This window comes from Sphingomonas gilva (assembly GCF_003515075.1).
In the GTDB taxonomy this organism is placed as follows: Bacteria; Pseudomonadota; Alphaproteobacteria; order Sphingomonadales; family Sphingomonadaceae; genus Sphingomonas; species Sphingomonas gilva.
The window spans coordinates 192309-210270 of the sequence record NZ_QWLV01000005.1 but is presented as its reverse complement, the minus strand read 5'-3'; the positions used below and the strand labels follow the sequence as shown (position 1 = coordinate 210270).

Annotated in this window: 17 protein-coding genes; 11 read left to right on the top strand and 6 right to left on the bottom strand. The window is 66.7% G+C overall.

All coding sequences use genetic code 11. From position 1 onward, the window contains the following. Positions 1-139 precede the first annotated feature (139 nt). The 4 genes from D1610_RS12195 to rpoD all read left to right on the top strand — a co-directional run bounded on the left by D1610_RS12195 (position 140) and on the right by rpoD (position 5083). Positions 140-592 carry a GatB/YqeY domain-containing protein gene (locus D1610_RS12195; RefSeq protein WP_118864459.1) on the top strand — a complete coding sequence of 151 codons (453 nt, stop codon included), beginning with the start codon at positions 140-142 and terminating at the stop codon, positions 590-592. Positions 593-761: 169 nt separating this feature from the next. After that, complete coding sequence (locus tag D1610_RS12190) at positions 762-1160, top strand: GIY-YIG nuclease family protein (RefSeq protein WP_118864458.1); 399 nt, start codon at positions 762-764, stop codon at positions 1158-1160. Further along, positions 1157-3010, top strand: coding sequence for a DNA primase (dnaG, locus tag D1610_RS12185; RefSeq protein WP_118864457.1), 1854 nt, complete (start codon positions 1157-1159; stop codon positions 3008-3010). The genes D1610_RS12190 and dnaG overlap by 4 nt, the downstream gene beginning before the upstream one ends. 42 nt (positions 3011-3052) lie before the next feature. After that, the gene (gene rpoD, locus D1610_RS12180) at positions 3053-5083 is read left to right on the top strand and encodes an RNA polymerase sigma factor RpoD (protein WP_118864456.1); all 2031 of its coding nucleotides are present in this window, start codon (positions 3053-3055) and stop codon (positions 5081-5083) included. 136 nt (positions 5084-5219) lie between these two features. On the opposite strand, the gene D1610_RS12175 is transcribed toward rpoD, so the two are convergent. Next, positions 5220-6605 carry a YadA C-terminal domain-containing protein gene (locus tag D1610_RS12175; protein WP_222927004.1) on the bottom strand — a complete coding sequence of 462 codons (1386 nt, stop codon included), beginning with the start codon at positions 6603-6605 and terminating at the stop codon, positions 5220-5222. Positions 6606-6756: 151 nt separating this feature from the next. Here D1610_RS12175 and D1610_RS12170 point away from each other — a divergent pair, with 151 nt between their 5' ends. From D1610_RS12170 to D1610_RS12160, 3 genes are all read left to right on the top strand, one after another. Beyond that, positions 6757-7668 carry a PAS domain-containing protein gene (locus tag D1610_RS12170; RefSeq protein WP_118864454.1) on the top strand — a complete coding sequence of 304 codons (912 nt, stop codon included), beginning with the start codon at positions 6757-6759 and terminating at the stop codon, positions 7666-7668. Positions 7669-7749: 81 nt separating this feature from the next. Beyond that, positions 7750-8418, top strand: coding sequence for a DUF6975 family protein (locus tag D1610_RS12165; RefSeq protein WP_245942200.1), 669 nt, complete (start codon positions 7750-7752; stop codon positions 8416-8418). Between the two features lie 77 nt (positions 8419-8495). After that, positions 8496-9338 carry an AAA family ATPase gene (locus D1610_RS12160; RefSeq protein WP_118864452.1) on the top strand — a complete coding sequence of 281 codons (843 nt, stop codon included), beginning with the start codon at positions 8496-8498 and terminating at the stop codon, positions 9336-9338. On the opposite strand, the gene D1610_RS12155 is transcribed toward D1610_RS12160, so the two are convergent. Next, the gene (locus D1610_RS12155; RefSeq protein ID WP_118864451.1) at positions 9335-10402 is read right to left on the bottom strand and encodes a class I SAM-dependent methyltransferase; all 1068 of its coding nucleotides are present in this window, start codon (positions 10400-10402) and stop codon (positions 9335-9337) included. The genes D1610_RS12160 and D1610_RS12155 overlap by 4 nt on opposite strands. A 157-nt stretch (positions 10403-10559) precedes the next feature. Between D1610_RS12155 and D1610_RS12150 the strand changes: the two genes are divergently transcribed. After that, complete coding sequence (locus D1610_RS12150; RefSeq protein WP_118864450.1) at positions 10560-11738, top strand: vWA domain-containing protein; 1179 nt, start codon at positions 10560-10562, stop codon at positions 11736-11738. On the opposite strand, the gene D1610_RS12145 is transcribed toward D1610_RS12150, so the two are convergent. Then, the gene (locus tag D1610_RS12145) at positions 11735-12199 is read right to left on the bottom strand and encodes a ferritin family protein (protein WP_118864449.1); all 465 of its coding nucleotides are present in this window, start codon (positions 12197-12199) and stop codon (positions 11735-11737) included. The genes D1610_RS12150 and D1610_RS12145 overlap by 4 nt on opposite strands. 30 nt (positions 12200-12229) lie before the next feature. Then, entirely contained in the window at positions 12230-12376 is a 147-nt protein-coding gene (locus tag D1610_RS17110) for a hypothetical protein (protein ID WP_182466808.1), read from the bottom strand. A 174-nt stretch (positions 12377-12550) separates the two neighbouring features. On the opposite strand from D1610_RS17110, the gene D1610_RS12140 reads away from it, so the two are divergent. After that, positions 12551-12856 carry a hypothetical protein gene (locus D1610_RS12140; protein ID WP_118864448.1) on the top strand — a complete coding sequence of 102 codons (306 nt, stop codon included), beginning with the start codon at positions 12551-12553 and terminating at the stop codon, positions 12854-12856. Positions 12857-12858: 2 nt separating this feature from the next. On the opposite strand, the gene D1610_RS12135 is transcribed toward D1610_RS12140, so the two are convergent. Then, the gene (locus tag D1610_RS12135) at positions 12859-13944 is read right to left on the bottom strand and encodes an anhydro-N-acetylmuramic acid kinase (protein WP_281268979.1); all 1086 of its coding nucleotides are present in this window, start codon (positions 13942-13944) and stop codon (positions 12859-12861) included. A gap of 115 nt (positions 13945-14059) precedes the next feature. On the opposite strand from D1610_RS12135, the gene tyrS reads away from it, so the two are divergent. Continuing rightward, on the top strand, positions 14060-15274 hold the full coding sequence (gene tyrS, locus D1610_RS12130; protein WP_118864447.1) for a tyrosine--tRNA ligase: 1215 nt from the start codon (positions 14060-14062) through the stop codon (positions 15272-15274). A gap of 81 nt (positions 15275-15355) precedes the next feature. Beyond that, entirely contained in the window at positions 15356-15679 is a 324-nt protein-coding gene (locus D1610_RS12125) for a PilZ domain-containing protein (RefSeq protein ID WP_118864446.1), read from the top strand. A gap of 184 nt (positions 15680-15863) precedes the next feature. Here D1610_RS12125 and recG read toward each other — a convergent pair whose 3' ends face one another. Beyond that, positions 15864-17927, bottom strand: coding sequence for an ATP-dependent DNA helicase RecG (recG, locus tag D1610_RS12120; RefSeq protein ID WP_118864445.1), 2064 nt, complete (start codon positions 17925-17927; stop codon positions 15864-15866). Positions 17928-17962: the final 35 nt, after the last annotated feature.

Sequence of the window (17962 nt, the reverse complement as noted above, 5' to 3'; positions counted from 1 at the left end):
GGGCGGGCACTCCGTGGGTCTGGTTGTCGCGATGTCGCTAAGAGCCGTCCGCTAGAGCCGCCCTCCCCTTGCGTCAATCTATTAAACCGGCGCGGGCGCGGCTAAGCTCTCCGCTTTCCCGACGAAACGAGACCAACGCATGATTCGCGACGACATCAAGGCCGCCCAGATCACCGCGATGAAGGCCGGCGACAAGCAGGCGCGCGCGGCGATCGGCCTGATCCAGAGCGCGCTCAAGAATCGCGACATAGAACTGCGCACCGGCACGCCGCCCGCCGATGACAATGCGACCGTCGTCGAGGTGCTGCAGAAGATGGTCAAGCAACGCCGCGAATCGATCGAAATGTATGTGAAGGGCGGCCGCCGGGAACTCGCCGACGCCGAAGCCGCCGAGATCGCGGTGATCGAGCGCTTCCTGCCCCAGCAGATGGGCCAGATGGAAACCATCGCCGCGATCGAGGCGATCAAGGCCGAGCTCGACGCGACGGGCATGAAGGACATGGGCCGCGTGATGGCAGCGCTCAAGGAACGCCACGGACCCCAGTTGGACATGAGCAAGGCGAGCGGGCTGGTGAAGGCGGCTTTGAGCTAGTCAAAGGACGCTCAACGCCCCACTCCCGTTCGTTTCGAGCGAAGTCGAGAAACGCGCCCCGAGCGCTGCGCAGACGTTTCTCGACTTCGCTCGAAACGAACGGTTTAGGGATGAAGCAGGATCGGGCACAATGCTCGACTCCAATCGGATAGGCGGGCATTGAGCCTGGATGGCATTCTGGGTCTATCTCCTGCGCTGTTCGGATGGGCGTTACTATACGGACCATACCGATGACCTGGAGCGGAGGTTCGCCCAGCACCAGACTGGCGGCTTCTGCGATTTCACGTCCCGCCGGCGACCGGTGACGCTAGCCTGGTCGGAATATTTCCAGACGCGGATAGAAGCGCGCGAGGCCGAACGGATAGTCGGTGGCTGGTCTCGCGCGAAGAAGGAGGCGCTCATCCGGGGAGATTGGGGCACAGTCTCTTTCTTTGCGCGACCGCCTAAGGAACGTTTCTCGACTTCGCTCGAAACGAACGGAGCTAAGGAAGCGGAAGCTCAACATTTGCCCCCACAACCAACCCCGTTCGTTTCGAGCGAAGTCGAGAAACGTAACCCCACCCGATGAGTCTCTCCCCCGCCTTCCTCGACGAACTGCGCGCCCGTACGTCGCTGTCCGCGCTCATCGGCAAATCGGTGAAGCTCCAGAAGGCCGGGCGCGAGTGGAAGGCGTGCTGCCCGTTCCACAACGAGAAATCGCCCAGCTTCTACGTCAACGACGACAAGGGCTTCTACCATTGCTTCGGCTGCTCGGCGCATGGCGATGCGATCCGCTGGATGACCGACCAGCGCGGGCTGCCCTTCATCGATGCGGTCAAGGAACTGGCGCTGGCGGCGGGGATGGAGATGCCCGCGATGGACCCGCGCGGCGCGGAAAGGGCCGCCGCCCAAGCGGGCCTTCATGACGTCACTGAACGCGCCGCCAGATGGTTCGCCGAGCAATTGCATGGGCTCGATGGCGCGGAGGCGCGCAGCCTGCTCGAACGGCGCGGGGTGAAGGCCGAAACCGCGCGCGCCTTCGGTCTGGGCTTCGCGCCCGATTCGCGCACCCGGCTGAAGGCGGCGCTCAAGGATGTCGGCGACGAGAAGCTGGTCGAAACCGGTCTCCTCATCCAGGTCGACGACAAGGAGCCCTATGACCGGTTCCGCGGCCGGCTGATGATCCCGATCCGCGACGTGCGCGGCCGCGCCATCGCGTTCGGCGGCCGCATCATCGGCGACGGCGAGCCCAAATATCTCAACTCCCCCGATACCCCGCTGTTCGACAAGGGCCGCACGCTGTTCAACCTCGATCGCGCCGCCGGCCCCGCGCGCAAGGCGGGGCGGATCATCGTCGTCGAAGGCTATATGGATGTGATCGCGCTCGCCCAGGCGGGCGTGGAGGAGGTGGTCGCTCCGCTCGGCACCGCGCTGACAGAGGCGCAGCTCGAACGGCTGTGGCGCATCGCCGACGTGCCGCTGATCTGCCTCGACGGCGACAGCGCGGGGCAGAAGGCCGCGTTGCGCGCCGCGCACCGCGCGCTGCCGATGCTCGCGCCGGGCCGCAGCCTCGCCTTCGTCATCCTGCCCAAGGGCCAGGACCCGGACGATCTGGTGCGCACATCGGGCCGCGCCGCATTCGAGGCGCTGGCGAAGCGCGCCGAGCCGTTGGTCGACCTGCTCTGGGCGAGCGAGCACGCCGCAGAGCCGCTCACCACGCCCGAGGCGCGCGCCGGTCTCAAACGCCGCCTGGGCGAGCTTGCCCGCGGCATCGGCGACGCCGGCGTGCGCGAGGAATATCTCGCCGAGTTCCAGCGCCGTTTCGCCGCCTTGTTCGCCGGCCCGGCGCAACGCCCCTTCCAGCGCGAGCCCTGGAAGAAGGGGCAACAACGATCCCTGTTCCGCCCCGATCTCGCGCCCGTCACCGCCCAGGCGCGCACCAGCGCGGCGACGCCGATGGACGCCATCCTCGTCAAGGGCGTGCTCGCCGGGCTGATCCGCAATCCGGAGGAGATTTCGCGCCATGCCGAGACGCTCGCCGCGCTGAAACTGTCGGACGGTCCGCTCGCGCGGCTGCTCGACGCGGTAATCGACGTCGCGCTCCATGATCGGGCGCTTGATAGCGACGCGCTCGTCACCATATTGGCGACGTCCGGCTTCAACGAGGTGGCGAGCGAGTTGCTGAGGGCCGATAGCCTCCCCTTTTCCTTCACGAGCAAGGCGTCCGATCCCGAACGCGCTCGCGAGGACCTGCACGAGGCGATCGGCGTGATGGCGACGCGGCCCGCGCTCGACCAGGCTTTGGCGCAGGCCACCGCCAGGATGGAAACCGCGTTCGATGAGCAGGCTTTCGCCGAGCAGCAGAGGCTGCGCGCGCTGAGGGCCGAACTCGACGAACGGCTTGCAAATCTGATGCAGGCGGACAAGGACGAATTATAATTGCGGGCAAGCGGCGGCTGCCGGGCATTTTGAGGGTTTTTAATGGCGAAGGCGAACACGGCGGATGTGGCGGATACGGGCGAGACAGGCGGCGATGCGCCGCTGATCGACTTGAACGACGCGTCGATCAAGAAGCTGATCGCGCGCGCGAAAAAGCGCGGCTACATCACCTATGATCAGCTCAACGAGGCGCTGCCGCAGGACCAGATGTCCTCCGACCAGCTCGAGGACGTCATGTCGGCGCTCAACGAGATGGGCGTCAACATCGTCGAGAATGAGGAAGCCGGCGAGGACGGCGAGGACGAGCAGAAGGCCGAGGACGAGGTCGAGGCGGTCGATTCGGAAGATGATGGCCTGACCGTCGTCGAGAAGAAGAAGGAAACCGTCGACCGCACCGACGATCCGGTGCGCATGTATCTGCGCGAGATGGGCGCAGTCGAATTGCTCAGCCGCGAGGGCGAGATCGCAATCGCCAAGCGCATCGAGGCCGGCCGCGACACGATGATCCTCGGCCTGTGCGAAAGCCCGATCACCTTCAACGCGATCATCGCCTGGTCGACCGCGCTCAACGAGGGCACCATGCAGCTGCGCGAGATCCTCGATCTCGATGCGATGCTGTCGAAGGATCCCGCGCCCGAAAGCCTCACCGACGAGGACGAGGGCGACGGCGAGATATCCGAGAAGACCGCCGGCCCCTCCTTCAAGGAGGAGGACGAGCCCGAAGAGGCCTCCGCCGACGAGGATGACGAGGAGTCGATGACCGAACGCCGCGCCAAGCGGCCTTCGGACGACGAGGAGGAGGACAACACCCTCAGCCTCGCCCAGATGGAAGAGACGCTGAAACCGCAGGCGTTGGAGAAGTTCGCGGCGATTACCGCGCTCTACAAGAAATTCTCCAAGGTCCAGCAGCAGCGCATCGGCGCGATGGGCGCGGGCGGCGAGCTGTCGGGCGCCGAGGAGCGCAAGTACCAGAAGCTGCGCGAGGAGCTCACCGCCGAGGTCGAGAGCGTCCAGTTCCACCAGGCCAAGATCGAATATCTGGTCGACCAGCTCTACGCCTATAACCGGCGCCTGACCGCGCTCGGCGGCCAGATGCTGCGCCTCGCCGAGCGGCACAAGGTCAACCGCAAGGATTTCCTCGACCGCTATATCGATAACGAGCTGGCCGAGAACTGGCTCGAATCGGTCGCCGGCATCGACAAGAAATGGGCGAACTTCGCGGCGAACGAAGCTGCGGCGGTCGACCGCATCCGCACCGAGATCGCCGAGATCTCGCAGGCGACCGGCATGGCGCTCGGCGAGTTCCGCCGCATCGTCAACATGGTCCAGAAGGGCGAGCGCGAGGCGCGCATCGCCAAGAAGGAGATGGTCGAGGCCAATCTTCGCCTCGTCATCTCGATCGCCAAGAAATACACCAACCGTGGCCTGCAGTTCCTCGACCTGATCCAGGAAGGCAATATCGGCCTGATGAAGGCGGTCGACAAGTTCGAGTATCGCCGCGGCTACAAGTTCTCGACCTACGCCACCTGGTGGATCCGCCAGGCGATCACCCGCTCGATCGCCGATCAGGCGCGCACCATCCGCATCCCGGTGCACATGATCGAGACGATCAACAAGCTGGTCCGCACCAGCCGCCAGTTCCTCCACGAGCAGGGCCGCGAGCCCACACCCGAGGAGATGGCCGAGCGGCTTTCAATGCCGCTCGAGAAGGTCCGCAAGGTGATGAAGATCGCCAAGGAGCCGATCTCCCTCGAAACGCCGATCGGCGACGAGGAGGATTCGCATCTGGGTGACTTCATTGAAGATAAGAATGCCGTCATCCCGGTCGATGCGGCGATCCAGGCCAACCTCAAGGAAACCGTCACCCGAGTCCTTGCGAGCCTCACCCCGCGCGAGGAGCGTGTGCTTCGCATGCGCTTCGGCATCGGCATGAACACCGATCACACGCTCGAGGAGGTCGGCCAGCAGTTCAGCGTGACCCGCGAGCGCATCCGCCAGATCGAGGCGAAGGCGCTCAGGAAGCTCAAGCACCCGAGCCGCAGCCGGAAGATGCGCAGCTTCCTCGACCAGTAGCTACAAAGGCCTCAAAGCCGAAAAAGACCCCGGCGGACGATGCGCATGTCCGCCGGGGTGCTATCCGCCTGCCGTCAGGAGTGGGTGGCAGACGACGGACCTTCCCGTGATGTGGGGAAAAGGAAGGCCCGATCCCTCAGAAGTGAAACCCGACCGACGCGTTGTAGCTGACGGTCCCGCGGCGCGCGTCGATCGCGGCGCCTGCACGCAGCACCGGCGCATGCTCGCTGTCGAACGCCTTGGAGAGGCCCATGGCGAAGGCGACCTCCTCGCCCTTGCCGCCGATCGCCGCGCCCATCATCCCGCGCCCGGGCATGAAGGATTGCGGCAATCCGGCGAGCGCCGATGTGCCCGCGGCGATCGCGTTCATATCCTTGCGCAGCACCGCATTGTTCTCGGCGATCAGCATGCTCGCGCCCTCGCCGACCCGGTCCATCAGCTGCGCGATGCTGCTGTCGGTATAGGCGTTGGCGGAGGCGAGCGTGGCGGCGTCTCCGGCCTGCATCTGGGCGACGTTGGCGGCATCGCTGCCCGCCTGCCCCGCCGCGACACCGGTCAGCCGCCGGTTGCCCGCGGTGCCGGCGAAGCTCACCGCGTTGCCGCCGGTCGAGGCCGCCACCGTCACCGCGGCGTTCGGCCCCTGCTGCTGCACCAGCCCGATCGTTCCCGCCGCGAGCTCGCCGCGGATCGCCGCACCGTCCGCCCTCGCCAGCGCCGCGGTCTCGGCAGCCTGGCCGATCAGCGCGGTGTTCTGCGAGATCGCGCTCGCCTGCCCGCTCAGCCGGCCGTCGAGATCGGTGATCGCATCGCTGTTGGCCCCAATCCGGACGTCCTGTCCATCGTCACGCGCATCGTTCGCGGCGATCGCGGTCGCATTGGCGGCGATGGCGCTGTCCTGCCCGTCGTCGCGCAGGTTGTTGGCGGCGATAGCTGCGTCCTGCCCGTCATCGCGCGCACTGTTCGCCGCGAGCGCCGCGTCCTGTCCGTCGTCGCGCCGGTCGTTGGAGGTCATGCGCGTGTCGAGCGCGGCGATCGCGGCCGTGTTCGCTCCAATCCGGACATTATTGTCCGCCAGCGCCACATCGATATCCGCCAGCCGTACATCGTGCGCATCCACGCGCGCGTCGATCGCGACGATCGCACCGGCATTGGCGGTGATCTGGGTCGCGTGCGCCGCCAGCCTGTCGGCATGATCGATCAGCGTCAGGTCATGACCGTCGACGCGCCCGCTCAGCACGTCGAGATCCACCGAAATCCCGGCCAGCGCCGCGGCGTCCGCATCCAGCCGCGCATTGACCGTGACCAGTTCCCCGCCCAGCAGCGTCACGCGCGTGTCGAGATCGAGCAATGTGTCGAGGATGGCGGTCACATCCAGCAGCTGCGCCTGCGCCGGCTTGGGCGCGGCGACGAAGAAGGCGGCCATGATCAGGATGGGCAAGCGGTGTCGGGAAGCGAAGGCGGACATCGGGTCTCTCCAATCGAACGCCGCATTTTCGCGCGCGCCGATAACCAGCCCGGTCACCACGTCTTTCGGCCGAGGTGTGCAATTCCCGCATTGCAGTTGCCCGCGAATCCAGGGTCTTGCGCGGCCGCTAACGCCTCCACTTCGGACACAGCGTATTTTCGGGATTCACCGGCAGGATTAACCATTATGTCTCAGGGGGAGACACAATATGCGCCACGATCCTGTCCGCGCCGAATCGGTCACCGTGTCGGCCACGCATTTCGTCCGGCACTTCAGCGAGCTGCGACGAAACGCCGAACGCGGCCCGGTCTATATCGAGAACCACGGCAAGACCGGCTGGGCGCTGCTCTCCGCCGGCCTGCTCGACGCGCTGGCGCAGGGCGCCACCGGCGATGTCATGGCGCGCGAGGCGGAACGCCGTTTCGATGCGCTGATGGACGCGCTGACGACGCGCGTGTTGCTGCTCGACGATGATCTTCGCCTGATCCGCGCCAACGCCGCTGCCCGACGGCACCTGGGTATCGGTGACGAGGCGCTGGGCGCCGCGGTAACCGCCCTGCTGCCAAGGCAGCATGGAGAACTCATCGGCGACGCCGTCGCACGCACCCGCGATTCGGGGACAACGGAAAGCTTCGAGATCGACTCCGCACTCTATCCAGCGCGCGCCCTGCGCGTCGTGACCATGCGGATGCCCGCCGGTGTCGCGCTGATCGTCGATGATCTGGGTGATCCCGGCGCGCTGCGCAGCGTCACGGCTGAGATCGGGGCGATGGCGACCGCGCTGCGCGCGCTTCCCGCCAGCGGTTTCGGGTCGATCAACCTGCGCGGCGCGATCGACGACGCCGATTCCTCGCTCGTGGTGCTCAGCGGCGCGGCGCCGGCGCAGCTTGTCGGCGCACGGCTGGGGACCTTGTTCGACGTCGCGACCCGGGCCGTGGTGAACGATCTGATCGAGCGCGCATTGGGGGGAGGCGAAGCCGGCAGCACTCATGCCGCCATGCTCCTGAAGGGCGAAAATCCGCGGCCCGTCACCATCGCCCTTGCACCCAGGCGCGGGCGGCAGGGGATCGGCGGCGCTTCGTTCGTCATCGTCGCGGGCGGTGATAGAGGCGCCGCATAAACGCCCTCTTTACTCGTCTCGCCTATATCCGCCCGCACAGGAAGCTACGCGCCGGTGCGCGGGGAGTTGACGCGAATGACGATGGCAGGCGGCCCAATGCAGCACCGGCAGGGCGATGGCGGTTGGTCGGCGCTCGCCGGTCTTGTTGCGGCGGACGGCGCCTCGGCGCACACGCACGCAGCCGCTCTCACCCGCTCCTTCACAGCCGATCCGCGTGATCTGGCCGATGCGGTGCATCATCTCTGTCTGCTCCATGGCCGTCACCCGGGCGTGATCGATCATGCCGGACTGCACACCGTGCATGATGGCGCGCGCGGCTGGCTGATCGATGCGGCCGAAGGCTTCGCCAGCGAGCGCGGCGTGCTCACGCGGCTGGTGGTCGCGGCCGGTCCGATGCCCTCGACGCCCAACCACGCCGAAGCCGAATCGGCGATCACAACGCAGCGCCACGCGCTCGACATGCTCTCGCAGTCCGATCGCAACGGCTGCGCGATCGGCGCCGCCTTCGCGCTGGCGCTCGATTGGGCCGCGATTCGTGATGTACTCGCCGAGGCCGCCCGCCGCTTCGGCGTCGATATGCCCGAATCCGCGCTGCCCCCGGCCTTCGAGACCGCGATCGTCGCCGCGACCGTCGGCGAGGCTCCTGCGATCGAGCGCGCGATGCTGTTCGGCGCGCAGCAGTTGATCGCGCAGCATCGCGGCCTGTGGGATCTGCTCGAGGCGCGTGCGGAGGCGCGTCGCCTCGGCTGATCACGGCAGGGCTTGCACCCGATGACGCTTTGCCTCTACGCCAAACCCGATATTCGAAAATCGGGAATGGAATCCGCATGCGCTTCGAAGGCACGTCCAGCTATGTCGCGACCGACGACCTGAAGGTCGCGGTCAATGCCGCCGTCACGCTCCGCCGTCCGCTACTGGTCAAGGGCGAACCGGGCACCGGAAAAACCGTGCTGGCGCAGGAGATCGCGCGCGTGGCGGGCGCGCCGCTGATCGAATGGAACGTCAAATCGACCACCAAGGCGCAGCAGGGCCTCTACGAATATGACGCGGTCGCGCGCCTGCGCGACGGCCAGCTGGGCGATGAGCGCGTGCACGACATCGCCAACTATATCCGCAAGGGCAAGCTGTGGGAGGCGTTCACCAGCCCCACCCTGCCTGTGCTGCTGATCGATGAGATCGACAAGGCGGATATCGAGTTTCCCAACGATCTGCTCCAGGAGCTCGATCGGATGAGCTTCGACGTCTATGAGACGCACGAGACGATCACCGCTAAAGATCGCCCGATCGTCGTCATCACCTCGAACAACGAAAAGGAGCTGCCCGACGCCTTCCTGCGCCGCTGCTTCTTCCATTACATCAAGTTTCCCGATCGCGAGACGATGCAGGCGATCGTCGATGTTCATTTCCCCAAGATCCAGAAGATCCTGGTCAGCAAGGCGATGGACATCTTCTACGAGGTCCGCGAAGTCCCAGGCCTCAAGAAGAAGCCGAGCACCAGCGAGCTGCTCGACTGGCTGAAGTTGCTGCTGCACGAGGACATGCCCCTCGAACTGCTCAACTCGCGCGATCCCAAGAAGCTGATCCCGCCCCTGCACGGCGCGCTGCTCAAGAACGAACAGGACGTGATGCTGTTCGAACGCCTCGCCTTCATGACTCGGCGAACCGGCTAGGCACAGGCCTCCAGCACCATGTTGAACGGCCCCTCGGTCGCCCGGCGGACGCGCGAGAAGCCGGCGTCGTGAAGCAGCGCCGTCAGCTTCGCCTCGCCCGCCTGTGCGCCCAGCGCCTCGCCCACCTCCTGATCCAGCGACGTGGGCACGCAGATCATCGTGGAGGCATTGTAATAGAGGCGGCTGACCGGATTGCCGATATTCTCCTCCGGCCGGTCGGCGGCGATCGGCTCGACGATCATCCAGGTCGCATCGGGTTTCATCAGGCCTTTGACATGGGCGGCGCAGCCGCGCGGATCGCCCATGTCGTGCAGGCAGTCGAACACTGTGATCAGGTCGAAATCGCGCTCGGCGATGTCCTTGGCGGCCGCGGTTTCGAACCGCACCCGATCGGCCACCCCGTGCGCCGCCGCATGCTCCCGGGCCTGCGCGATCGACGGCTCGTGGAAATCGAAGCCGACGAAGTGGCTTTGCGGATAGGCCTCGGCCATCAGCAGCGTCGAAAATCCCACGCCGCAGCCGATGTCCGCGACCTTCGCGCCCGCTTTCAGCTTGTCCTGCACCCCGCCAAGCGCCGGCAGCCAGGATTGAACGACATTGTTGACGTAGCCCGGCCGGAAGAACGCCCCGACCGCGCAGAACAGGCAGCCGGCGGACTCACCCCAGGCGACGCCGGAGCCATCGCGAAAGCCGGCTTCGACCTTGGGCTCGCCCTCGATCATCGCGGCGGCGAGGTCGAAGGCGCCCTCCAGATAGACAGGGCTGTCCTTGACGCCGAACACCATCGCCTGTTCGGGCGACAGGCTGAACCGTTCGCCGGCCGCGTCATAGTCCAGATACCCGCTCGCCGCCTGCGCCAGCGCCCACTCGCGAACGTAGCGTTCCGCCAGCCCGCCCGCCCGCGCCGCGAGCTCCGCGACCGTCGCCGGTCCTCCCTCGTGCAACGCATCGAACAGGCCCAGCCGGAAGCCGATACGCACCGTTGGCACGCTATATGCTCCGCCCAGATCGCCAAGCATCTTGGCCACCAGCAGATGCAGTCTCGCTTCGTCGAAATCGGCCACAGGACCCTCCTCCCGAGCAGGACGGATGGGTCTCACCGGCGGGCCGAAATTGATAGGTATATTGCGACATCAGCCACTGGACGCGTGGCGAAAACGGCGGAATATGCGCTGAAATGCGGTCCGGTCTCGCTACGCCGGATAACAGGATAAGGCAGCGATGTTCTTCAACTTCCTAGACGAGCTGCGCGCCGCAGGCATTCCGGCGAGCATCAAGGAGCATCTGATGCTGCTGGAGGCGCTCGACGCCGATGTCATCGATCGCACGCCCGAGGCGTTCTACTATCTCGCCCGCGCGACCTATGTGAAGGACGAGGGACTGATCGATCGGTTCGACCAAGTCTTCGCCAAGGTGTTCCGGGGTATCGCGACCACCTTCGGCCAGCAGGCGGTCGACATCCCCGCCGACTGGTTGCGCGCGGTGGCCGAGAAATATCTCACGCCCGAGGAGATGGCGGCGATCGAGTCGCTCGGCTCGTGGGACGAGATCATGGAGACGCTCAAGCAGCGGCTGGAGGAACAGCAGGGCCGCCATCAGGGCGGCAACAAATGGGTCGGCACCGGCGGCACCTCGCCTTACGGCAATTCAGGCTACAATCCGGAGGGTGTCCGCATCGGCGGCGAATCGAAGCATAAACGCGCGCTCAAGGTGTGGGACCAGCGCGAGTTCCGCAATCTCGACAACACGCGCGAGCTCGGCACGCGCAACATCAAGATCGCGATGCGCCGGCTGCGCCGCTTCGCGCGCGAGGGCGCCGCCGACGAGCTCGACCTCGACGCGACCATCGACGGCACCGCGCGCCAGGGATGGCTCGACATCCATATGCGGCCCGAACGGCACAATGCGGTGAAGCTGCTGCTGTTCCTCGACGTCGGCGGCTCGATGGACCCGTTCGTCAAGCTGTGCGAGGAGTTGTTCTCGGCCGCCACCGCCGAGTTCAAGAACCTGGAATTCTTCTATTTCCACAACTGCCCTTATGAGGGCGTGTGGAAGGACAATCGCCGCCGCTTTTCGGAGCGCACGCCGACTTGGGACGTGCTGCACAAGTTCGGCCACGACTATAAGGTCGTCTTCGTCGGCGACGCCTCGATGAGCCCCTATGAGATCACCCATCCCGGCGGATCGGTCGAGCATATGAACGAAGAGGCCGGCGCGATATGGCTCCACCGGCTGACCAATACCTATCCCGCATCGGTGTGGCTCAACCCGATCCCGGAGGCGCAATGGGGCTATTCGGGATCGATCAAGATCATCCGCGATCTGATGAGCGGCCGCATGTACCCGCTGACGCTCGACGGCCTCGACGATGCGATGCGGGAGCTCGGGCGGAAGAGCTAATCCGGCGTGGCGGCGATCGCGCCCAGCCGTTCGCGCAGCGCCCGGTCGTCGGCAATATCGCCCTGCCGAAGGTCTTCCAATGACGAGGCCAGATCGCCGTCCGCCAGCGCGATGGCGGTTTCGTAGGACACGATCGCCGCGGCCTTGCCCTTGCGCACCGCCCCGATCAGCGCGGTGTCGAGCAGCGGCCCCGCCGCGATCGTCCTCGCGTCCCGGTCTGCGTCGTCGAGCACGCCCTTCATCCAGATATTGGGATCGCCGCCCTCGCCACGCCCCGTCTCGATCAACCGCTTGCAATCGGCCTCGGCCTTTTCGACAGCTCTTCTGAGCAGATCGCCCAGCCCAGCGTCCTCCACATGTTCGACGATGCCCGGCAGGCGCTTGGCGAGCAGCTCGTTCGCGTCTCGCAGATCCTGGATTGCGGTGGTCAGCAGCGCATCGCGCGTGTCTGTCTTGCTCATGCCGCATCAACGCGGCGGAGCGCGCCTGGTTCAGTTGGCGCGCAGCTCCTGAACCTTGCGCATATAGGTGTCGGCGAGGTTCTGGCGCCGCTCTCGAGCCGCGGCGGTGATCGCGCGCGATGCTGCAAGTGCTTCTTCCGCGGCGCGCCGCGAATAATAACGCAGATCCGACTCCATGCCACGACCCCCGGCAGAATTGATCGAGGTTAGACTGCGTCGCTTTCGGTAAATAAGTGGTTAACGCGCTGCGATCTTTCGCTCTGCCTTGATGCGCGCTCGATTCGCCGCCCAGTTCGGCCATGGCGACGATAATGCGAATGGTGTATGCTGTCCGTCATAAGGAGGTGTCCGATGCGTGTGCTCGTCCTTGCCCCTTTCGCGCTGCTCTTGCTGGGCGCCATGGCTGAGCCCGACGACACCGCGCGCACCAGCGACGCGGCCCGCAAATGCCCGCCGCCGGTCGTCGCCGTCAAAAAGTCGGACAAGCCCGGCTCGGGTCTCCGCAAGCTCAATGAGGAACCGCCGGCGATGCTCATCGCCGCGGTCCACAAGGAGGTCGACGGCTGCCCGGTGATGCTGGTGCTGAATGGCGGCGGCACGGGCGTCGACCGCGGCTGGACCCCGGCGCCGGAGAGCGGGATTCATCCAGCCGAATAGCCTCAGGCGCGGTGCACGACACCGCCCGGCATCGCCGACGGCACGCCGGTCGTCCCCGGAAAGCTGATCGGCAGTCCCTTGAGCGTCCGCACCGCCATATAGGCGAATCCCTCCGCCTCGGTCGCGTCGCCGTTCAGGCCCAGCGCCTCGCCGCGCTCGGGCGTCAGGCCGGTGCGCTCGCCGATCATCCTGAGCATCGTCGGGTTGTGCCGCCCGCCGCCGACGACGATCAGGCGTCTCGGGCGTGCGGGAAGCACGCTCAGACCTTCAGCCACCGCCTGCGCGGTAAAGGCGGTCAGCGTCGCCGCACCATCCTCCGTCGACAGGCCGCGCACCGCCTCCAGCGGAAAATCGAACCGGTCGAGCGATTTGGGCGGCGCGGCATCGAAATAGGGATGGTCGAGCATCGCCCTAAGCACCGCCTGATCCACCCGCCCCGCCGCGCCCAATGCGCCGCCCTCATCGAATCGGGCCCCGGTCTGCTGCGCGACCCATTGGTCTAGCATCCCGTTGGCCGGCCCCGTGTCGAACGCGACCAACGCGCCGTCTTCGCCGATGAAGGTCACGTTCGCCACGCCGCCCAGGTTGAGCAGCGCCACCGGCCTGTCCAGCCCGGCGGCGAGCGCGGCGTGATAGACCGGGATCAGCGGCGCCCCCTGCCCGCCCGCGGCGACATCGGCCGATCGGAAATCGTTGACCGTCGTGATCCCGGTCAGCTTGGCCAGCTGCGCGCCGTCGCCGATCTGCCAGGTCCAGCCGCGATCGGGCCGATGCGCGATGGTCTGCCCGTGGAAGCCGACTACGCCGACATCGCCCGCCGCGACCCCCGCTTCGTTGAGCAGCTTGCGCACCGCGAAGACATGCGCGCGCGTCACCAGCGCCTCGGCCTTGACGATCGGCGGGCTCGCGCGCGGGCGCTCGAAGGTCAGCGCCAGCTCGGTCGCCGCCATCAGCTCGGCACGCGCCGCGTCGGACCACGGCTCGCTGCGCCACGCCACCGCGCGCACCGCGCCCTCGCCATCGGTGTCTATCAGCGCGGCGTCGATCCCGTCGAGCGAGGTTCCCGACATCAATCCGATTGCGAGCAAGTCCAGTTCCTCCGCCTTCCCTGAAGATGCGCTGTAAACAAGGACCGGGCTTCGACAAGCTCGGTCCAAACGGAACGGGTGCAAATTGCATCAGTCGTGCTAAGCGCGCGCCGTCATGAGCTATCAGTCGAACCTCCTCCGCCTGCTCGACGAGCGCGGCTATATCCACCAGCTGACCGATGCGGCGGCGCTCGACGCGCTTGCCGCGAAGCAGATCGTTCCCGGCTATATCGGCTTCGATCCCACCGCGCCCTCGCTCCATGTCGGCAGCCTGGTGCAGATCATGATGCTGCGCCGCCTGCAGCAGGCCGGGCACAAGCCGATCGTGCTGATGGGCGGCGGCACCGGCAAGGTCGGCGATCCGAGCTTCAAGGACGAGGCGAGGAAGCTGATGACCGGGGAGGTCATCGCCGCCAACGTCGCGTCGATCCGCACCGTGTTCGAACGCTTCCTGACCTTCGGAAGCGGCCCCACCGACGCGATCATGCTCGACAATGCCGAATGGCTCGACGCCCTCGAATATATCCCCTTCCTGCGCGACATCGGCCAGCATTTCTCGGTCAACCGGATGCTCAGTTTCGATTCGGTCAAGCTCCGGCTGGATCGCGAGCAGTCGCTCAGCTTCCTCGAATTCAACTACATGATCCTCCAGGCCTATGATTTCCTGGAGCTGTCGCGCCGTTCCGCCTGCCGTCTGCAGATGGGCGGATCGGATCAGTGGGGCAACATCGTCAATGGCGTCGATCTCGCGCGCCGGGTCGACGGCACCGAGGTATTCGGCTTGACGACGCCCCTCATCACGACGGCGGACGGCGGCAAGATGGGCAAGACGATGGCGGGCGCGGTCTGGCTCAACGCCGACATGCTCAGCGCCTACGACTATTGGCAGTTCTGGCGGAACACCCAGGACGCCGATGTCGGCCGCTTCCTCAGGCTGTTCACCGATCTGCCGCTCGACGAGATCGCCCGGCTGGAGGCGCTCCAAGGGGCCGAGATCAACGACGCCAAGAAGGTCCTGGCCGATGCCGCGACAACGATGGCGCATGGCGAGCTGGCCGCGCGCGACGCCGCCGACACCGCTCGCCGCACCTTCGAAGAGGGCGCCGCGGGCGGCGACTTGCCGACGGTCGCCTTCGAGGACGGTCTGACCGTGGCCAGGGTGCTGGTCGCGCTAGGCTTCGCCGCTTCGAACGGAGAGGTGAAGCGCAAGCTCGCCGAAGGCGCGATCCGCGTGAACGGAGAGGTCGTCCGCGAGCCGGCGCATCCGGTCGCGGCGGGCGACAAGGTCAGCTTCGGCGCCAAGAAACACGGGCTGGTCGCGGCGCGGTAACCTTTCGTCCACCATGCCTGTTGCGGGCGGATTCATCGTCGGCGCGATAGCGTTCACATCGCTGCCAAAGGACCCGCGTAGATGGCGTTGAATGCCCAGGGAATGTTCGTTTCGGAAGCGCGTCGCGACATGCGCGAGGACGTGCATTTCCGCACGCGGGCGATCATGGCGGACGGGCGCTCGGTCGAGCTGCTGGTGGTCAACGTCTCCGCGCGCGGCCTGATGGCGCGCTGCGATGACGCGCGTATCGGGCCGGAGCAGAAGATCGTCGTGCGCCTGCCCGGCGCGGGCGGCGTGATCGGCGAGGTGCGCTGGGCACTGGGCGGCCGCATCGGCGTGGAGTTCGACGAGATGATCGAGCTCGCGCGCTATCTTCAGATGCTTGCCGAGGTGCTGAAGACGTAGCAGCGCGCTCGCAGCCCACCGGGATTCTCCAACTCTCCACCGTCACCCCGGCCTAGTTCCGGGGTTCATCAGGCGGCTGGGGCAGAAGCAAGAGGCGTCAACGCCGCGCTCGCGGCACAATGGACCCCGGAACAAGCCTGTCCTGAGCCTGTCGAAGGGTCCGGGGTGACGGGTGCATCGGCATCTATCCCGACCGCAGCAGCCCCACCCCGGCGTCGCGTTCGAACAGATACAGCGCCACCCGCGCCGCCTGCCCGCGCGGTCCGCTCAGGCCACCGTCGCGATCGACCAGCAGCCGGGCATCGTCGGTCGCCACCGGCAGCAGCTCCGTCATCTGCTCGGCGGAGGCCAGCCGGAAGCGCGCCTCGCCCGATTGCCGCGTGCCGAGCAGCTCGCCGCTTCCGCGCAACCGCAGATCCTCCTCGGCGATGCGGAAGCCGTCATTGGTCTCGCGCATCAGCGCCAGCCGCGCGCGCGCCGTCTCGCTGAGCGCGCCGGTCCGCAGCAACAGGCAGATCGACTTCCCCTCCCCGCGCCCCACGCGCCCGCGCAGCTGGTGCAGCTGGGCAAGGCCGAAGCGGTCGGCATGCTCGACGATCATCAGCGTCGCATTGGGCACATCGACGCCGACTTCGATCACCGTCGTCGCGACCAGCACCGCGAGATCACCCGATGCAAAGCGCGCCATCACGGCATCCTTCTCCGGCCCCTTCATCCGGCCATGCACCAGCCCGATCCGGTCCTCGCCGAACCGCGCACGCAGCCCCGCGGCCCGATCCTCGGCCGCAGCGAGATCGCTCTTCAAACTCTCTTCGACCAACGGGCACACCCAATAGGCCTGTCCGCCCGCCGACATGTGCCGCGCCAGCGCATCGACCACCTCGGCCAGGCGTTCGTCGGAGATCACCCGCGTTTCGATCGGCTGGCGGCCCGGCGGCATCTCGTCCAGCCGGCTGACATCCATTTCGCCGTAACGGGTTAAGGTCAGCGTGCGCGGGATCGGCGTCGCGGTCATCACCAGCAAATGCGGCGGGCGATCGGCCTTGGCGGAGAGCATCATCCGCTGCGCCACGCCGAAGCGATGCTGCTCGTCCACCACCGCCAGCCCCAGATTCTTGTAGCTGACCGCCTCCTGGAAGATCGCATGCGTGCCGACGAGGATGTCGATCGACCCGTCGGCCAGTCCCATCAGCGTCGCCTCGCGCGCCCGTCCCTTGTCGCGTCCGGTCAGGATGGCGAGGTTGACCGGCAGCCCGGCGAGCAGCCGTGACAATCCTTCGTAATGCTGGCGGGCGAGGATCTCGGTCGGGGCGAGCAAAGCGCCCTGCGCGCCTGCCTCCACCGCTGTCAGCAACGCCATCAGCGCGACCAAGGTCTTGCCCGAACCGACATCGCCCTGTAGCAGCCGCAGCATTGGCGTCGCCTGTTGCATGTCGCCGGCGATCTCCCCGACCGAACGCGATTGCGCGCCGGTTGGCGCATAGGGCAGCCGCAGCGCCCCGGTCAGCCGGCCATCGCCCTTCAGCGGCACGCCGCGCCGCTTGCGCGTGTCCGCCCGCACCAGCATCAGCGCCAGCTGATTGGCGAATATCTCGTCATAGGCCAGCCGCTGCCGCGCCGCGGCATCCTCGGGATCGGCATGCGCCTTCGCCAGCGCCTCGCGCCATGATGACCAGCCGCTCTGCGACAACAGCCCCGGCTCGATCCACTCGGGCAGATCGGGCGCGCGCGCCAAAGCCGCCTCGGCCAGCTGCGCCATGCGGCGGTTGGTCAGCCCTTCGGACAGCGGATAGATCGCCTCGCGGCCGGGCAGCTCCTCTGCCTCTTCCAGAGGCACGACGAAGTCGGGATGGACGATCTGCAATTCCTGGCCATAGGCATCGAGCTTGCCCGACACCCGGCGAGCCTCGCCGAGCGGCAGCAGCTTCTTCGCCCAACCCGGATTGCCGCCGAAATAGACCAAGGTGACGTAGTTGCCGAAGGCGTCGGTCGCATGCACGCGAAACGGCCCCCGCCCCGCGGCGTTGCGGTAATCCACCGCGGTCAGCGTGATCGCGATTACCCGCCCGACATCGCCCTCGCTCAACCGCTCGACCGGCACGCGGTCGACAAAGCCCACCGGCAGATGAAACGCGATATCCACCGCGCGCGCCAGCCCCAGCCGTTCCAGCGGCTTGGCCAGCGCCGGGCCGACGCCCTTGAGCGCGGTCGCTTCGGCAAAGAGCGGGTTGAGCAGTTCGGGTCGCATGACTATCTGACGCCTTCCCTATCGCCCAGCCGACA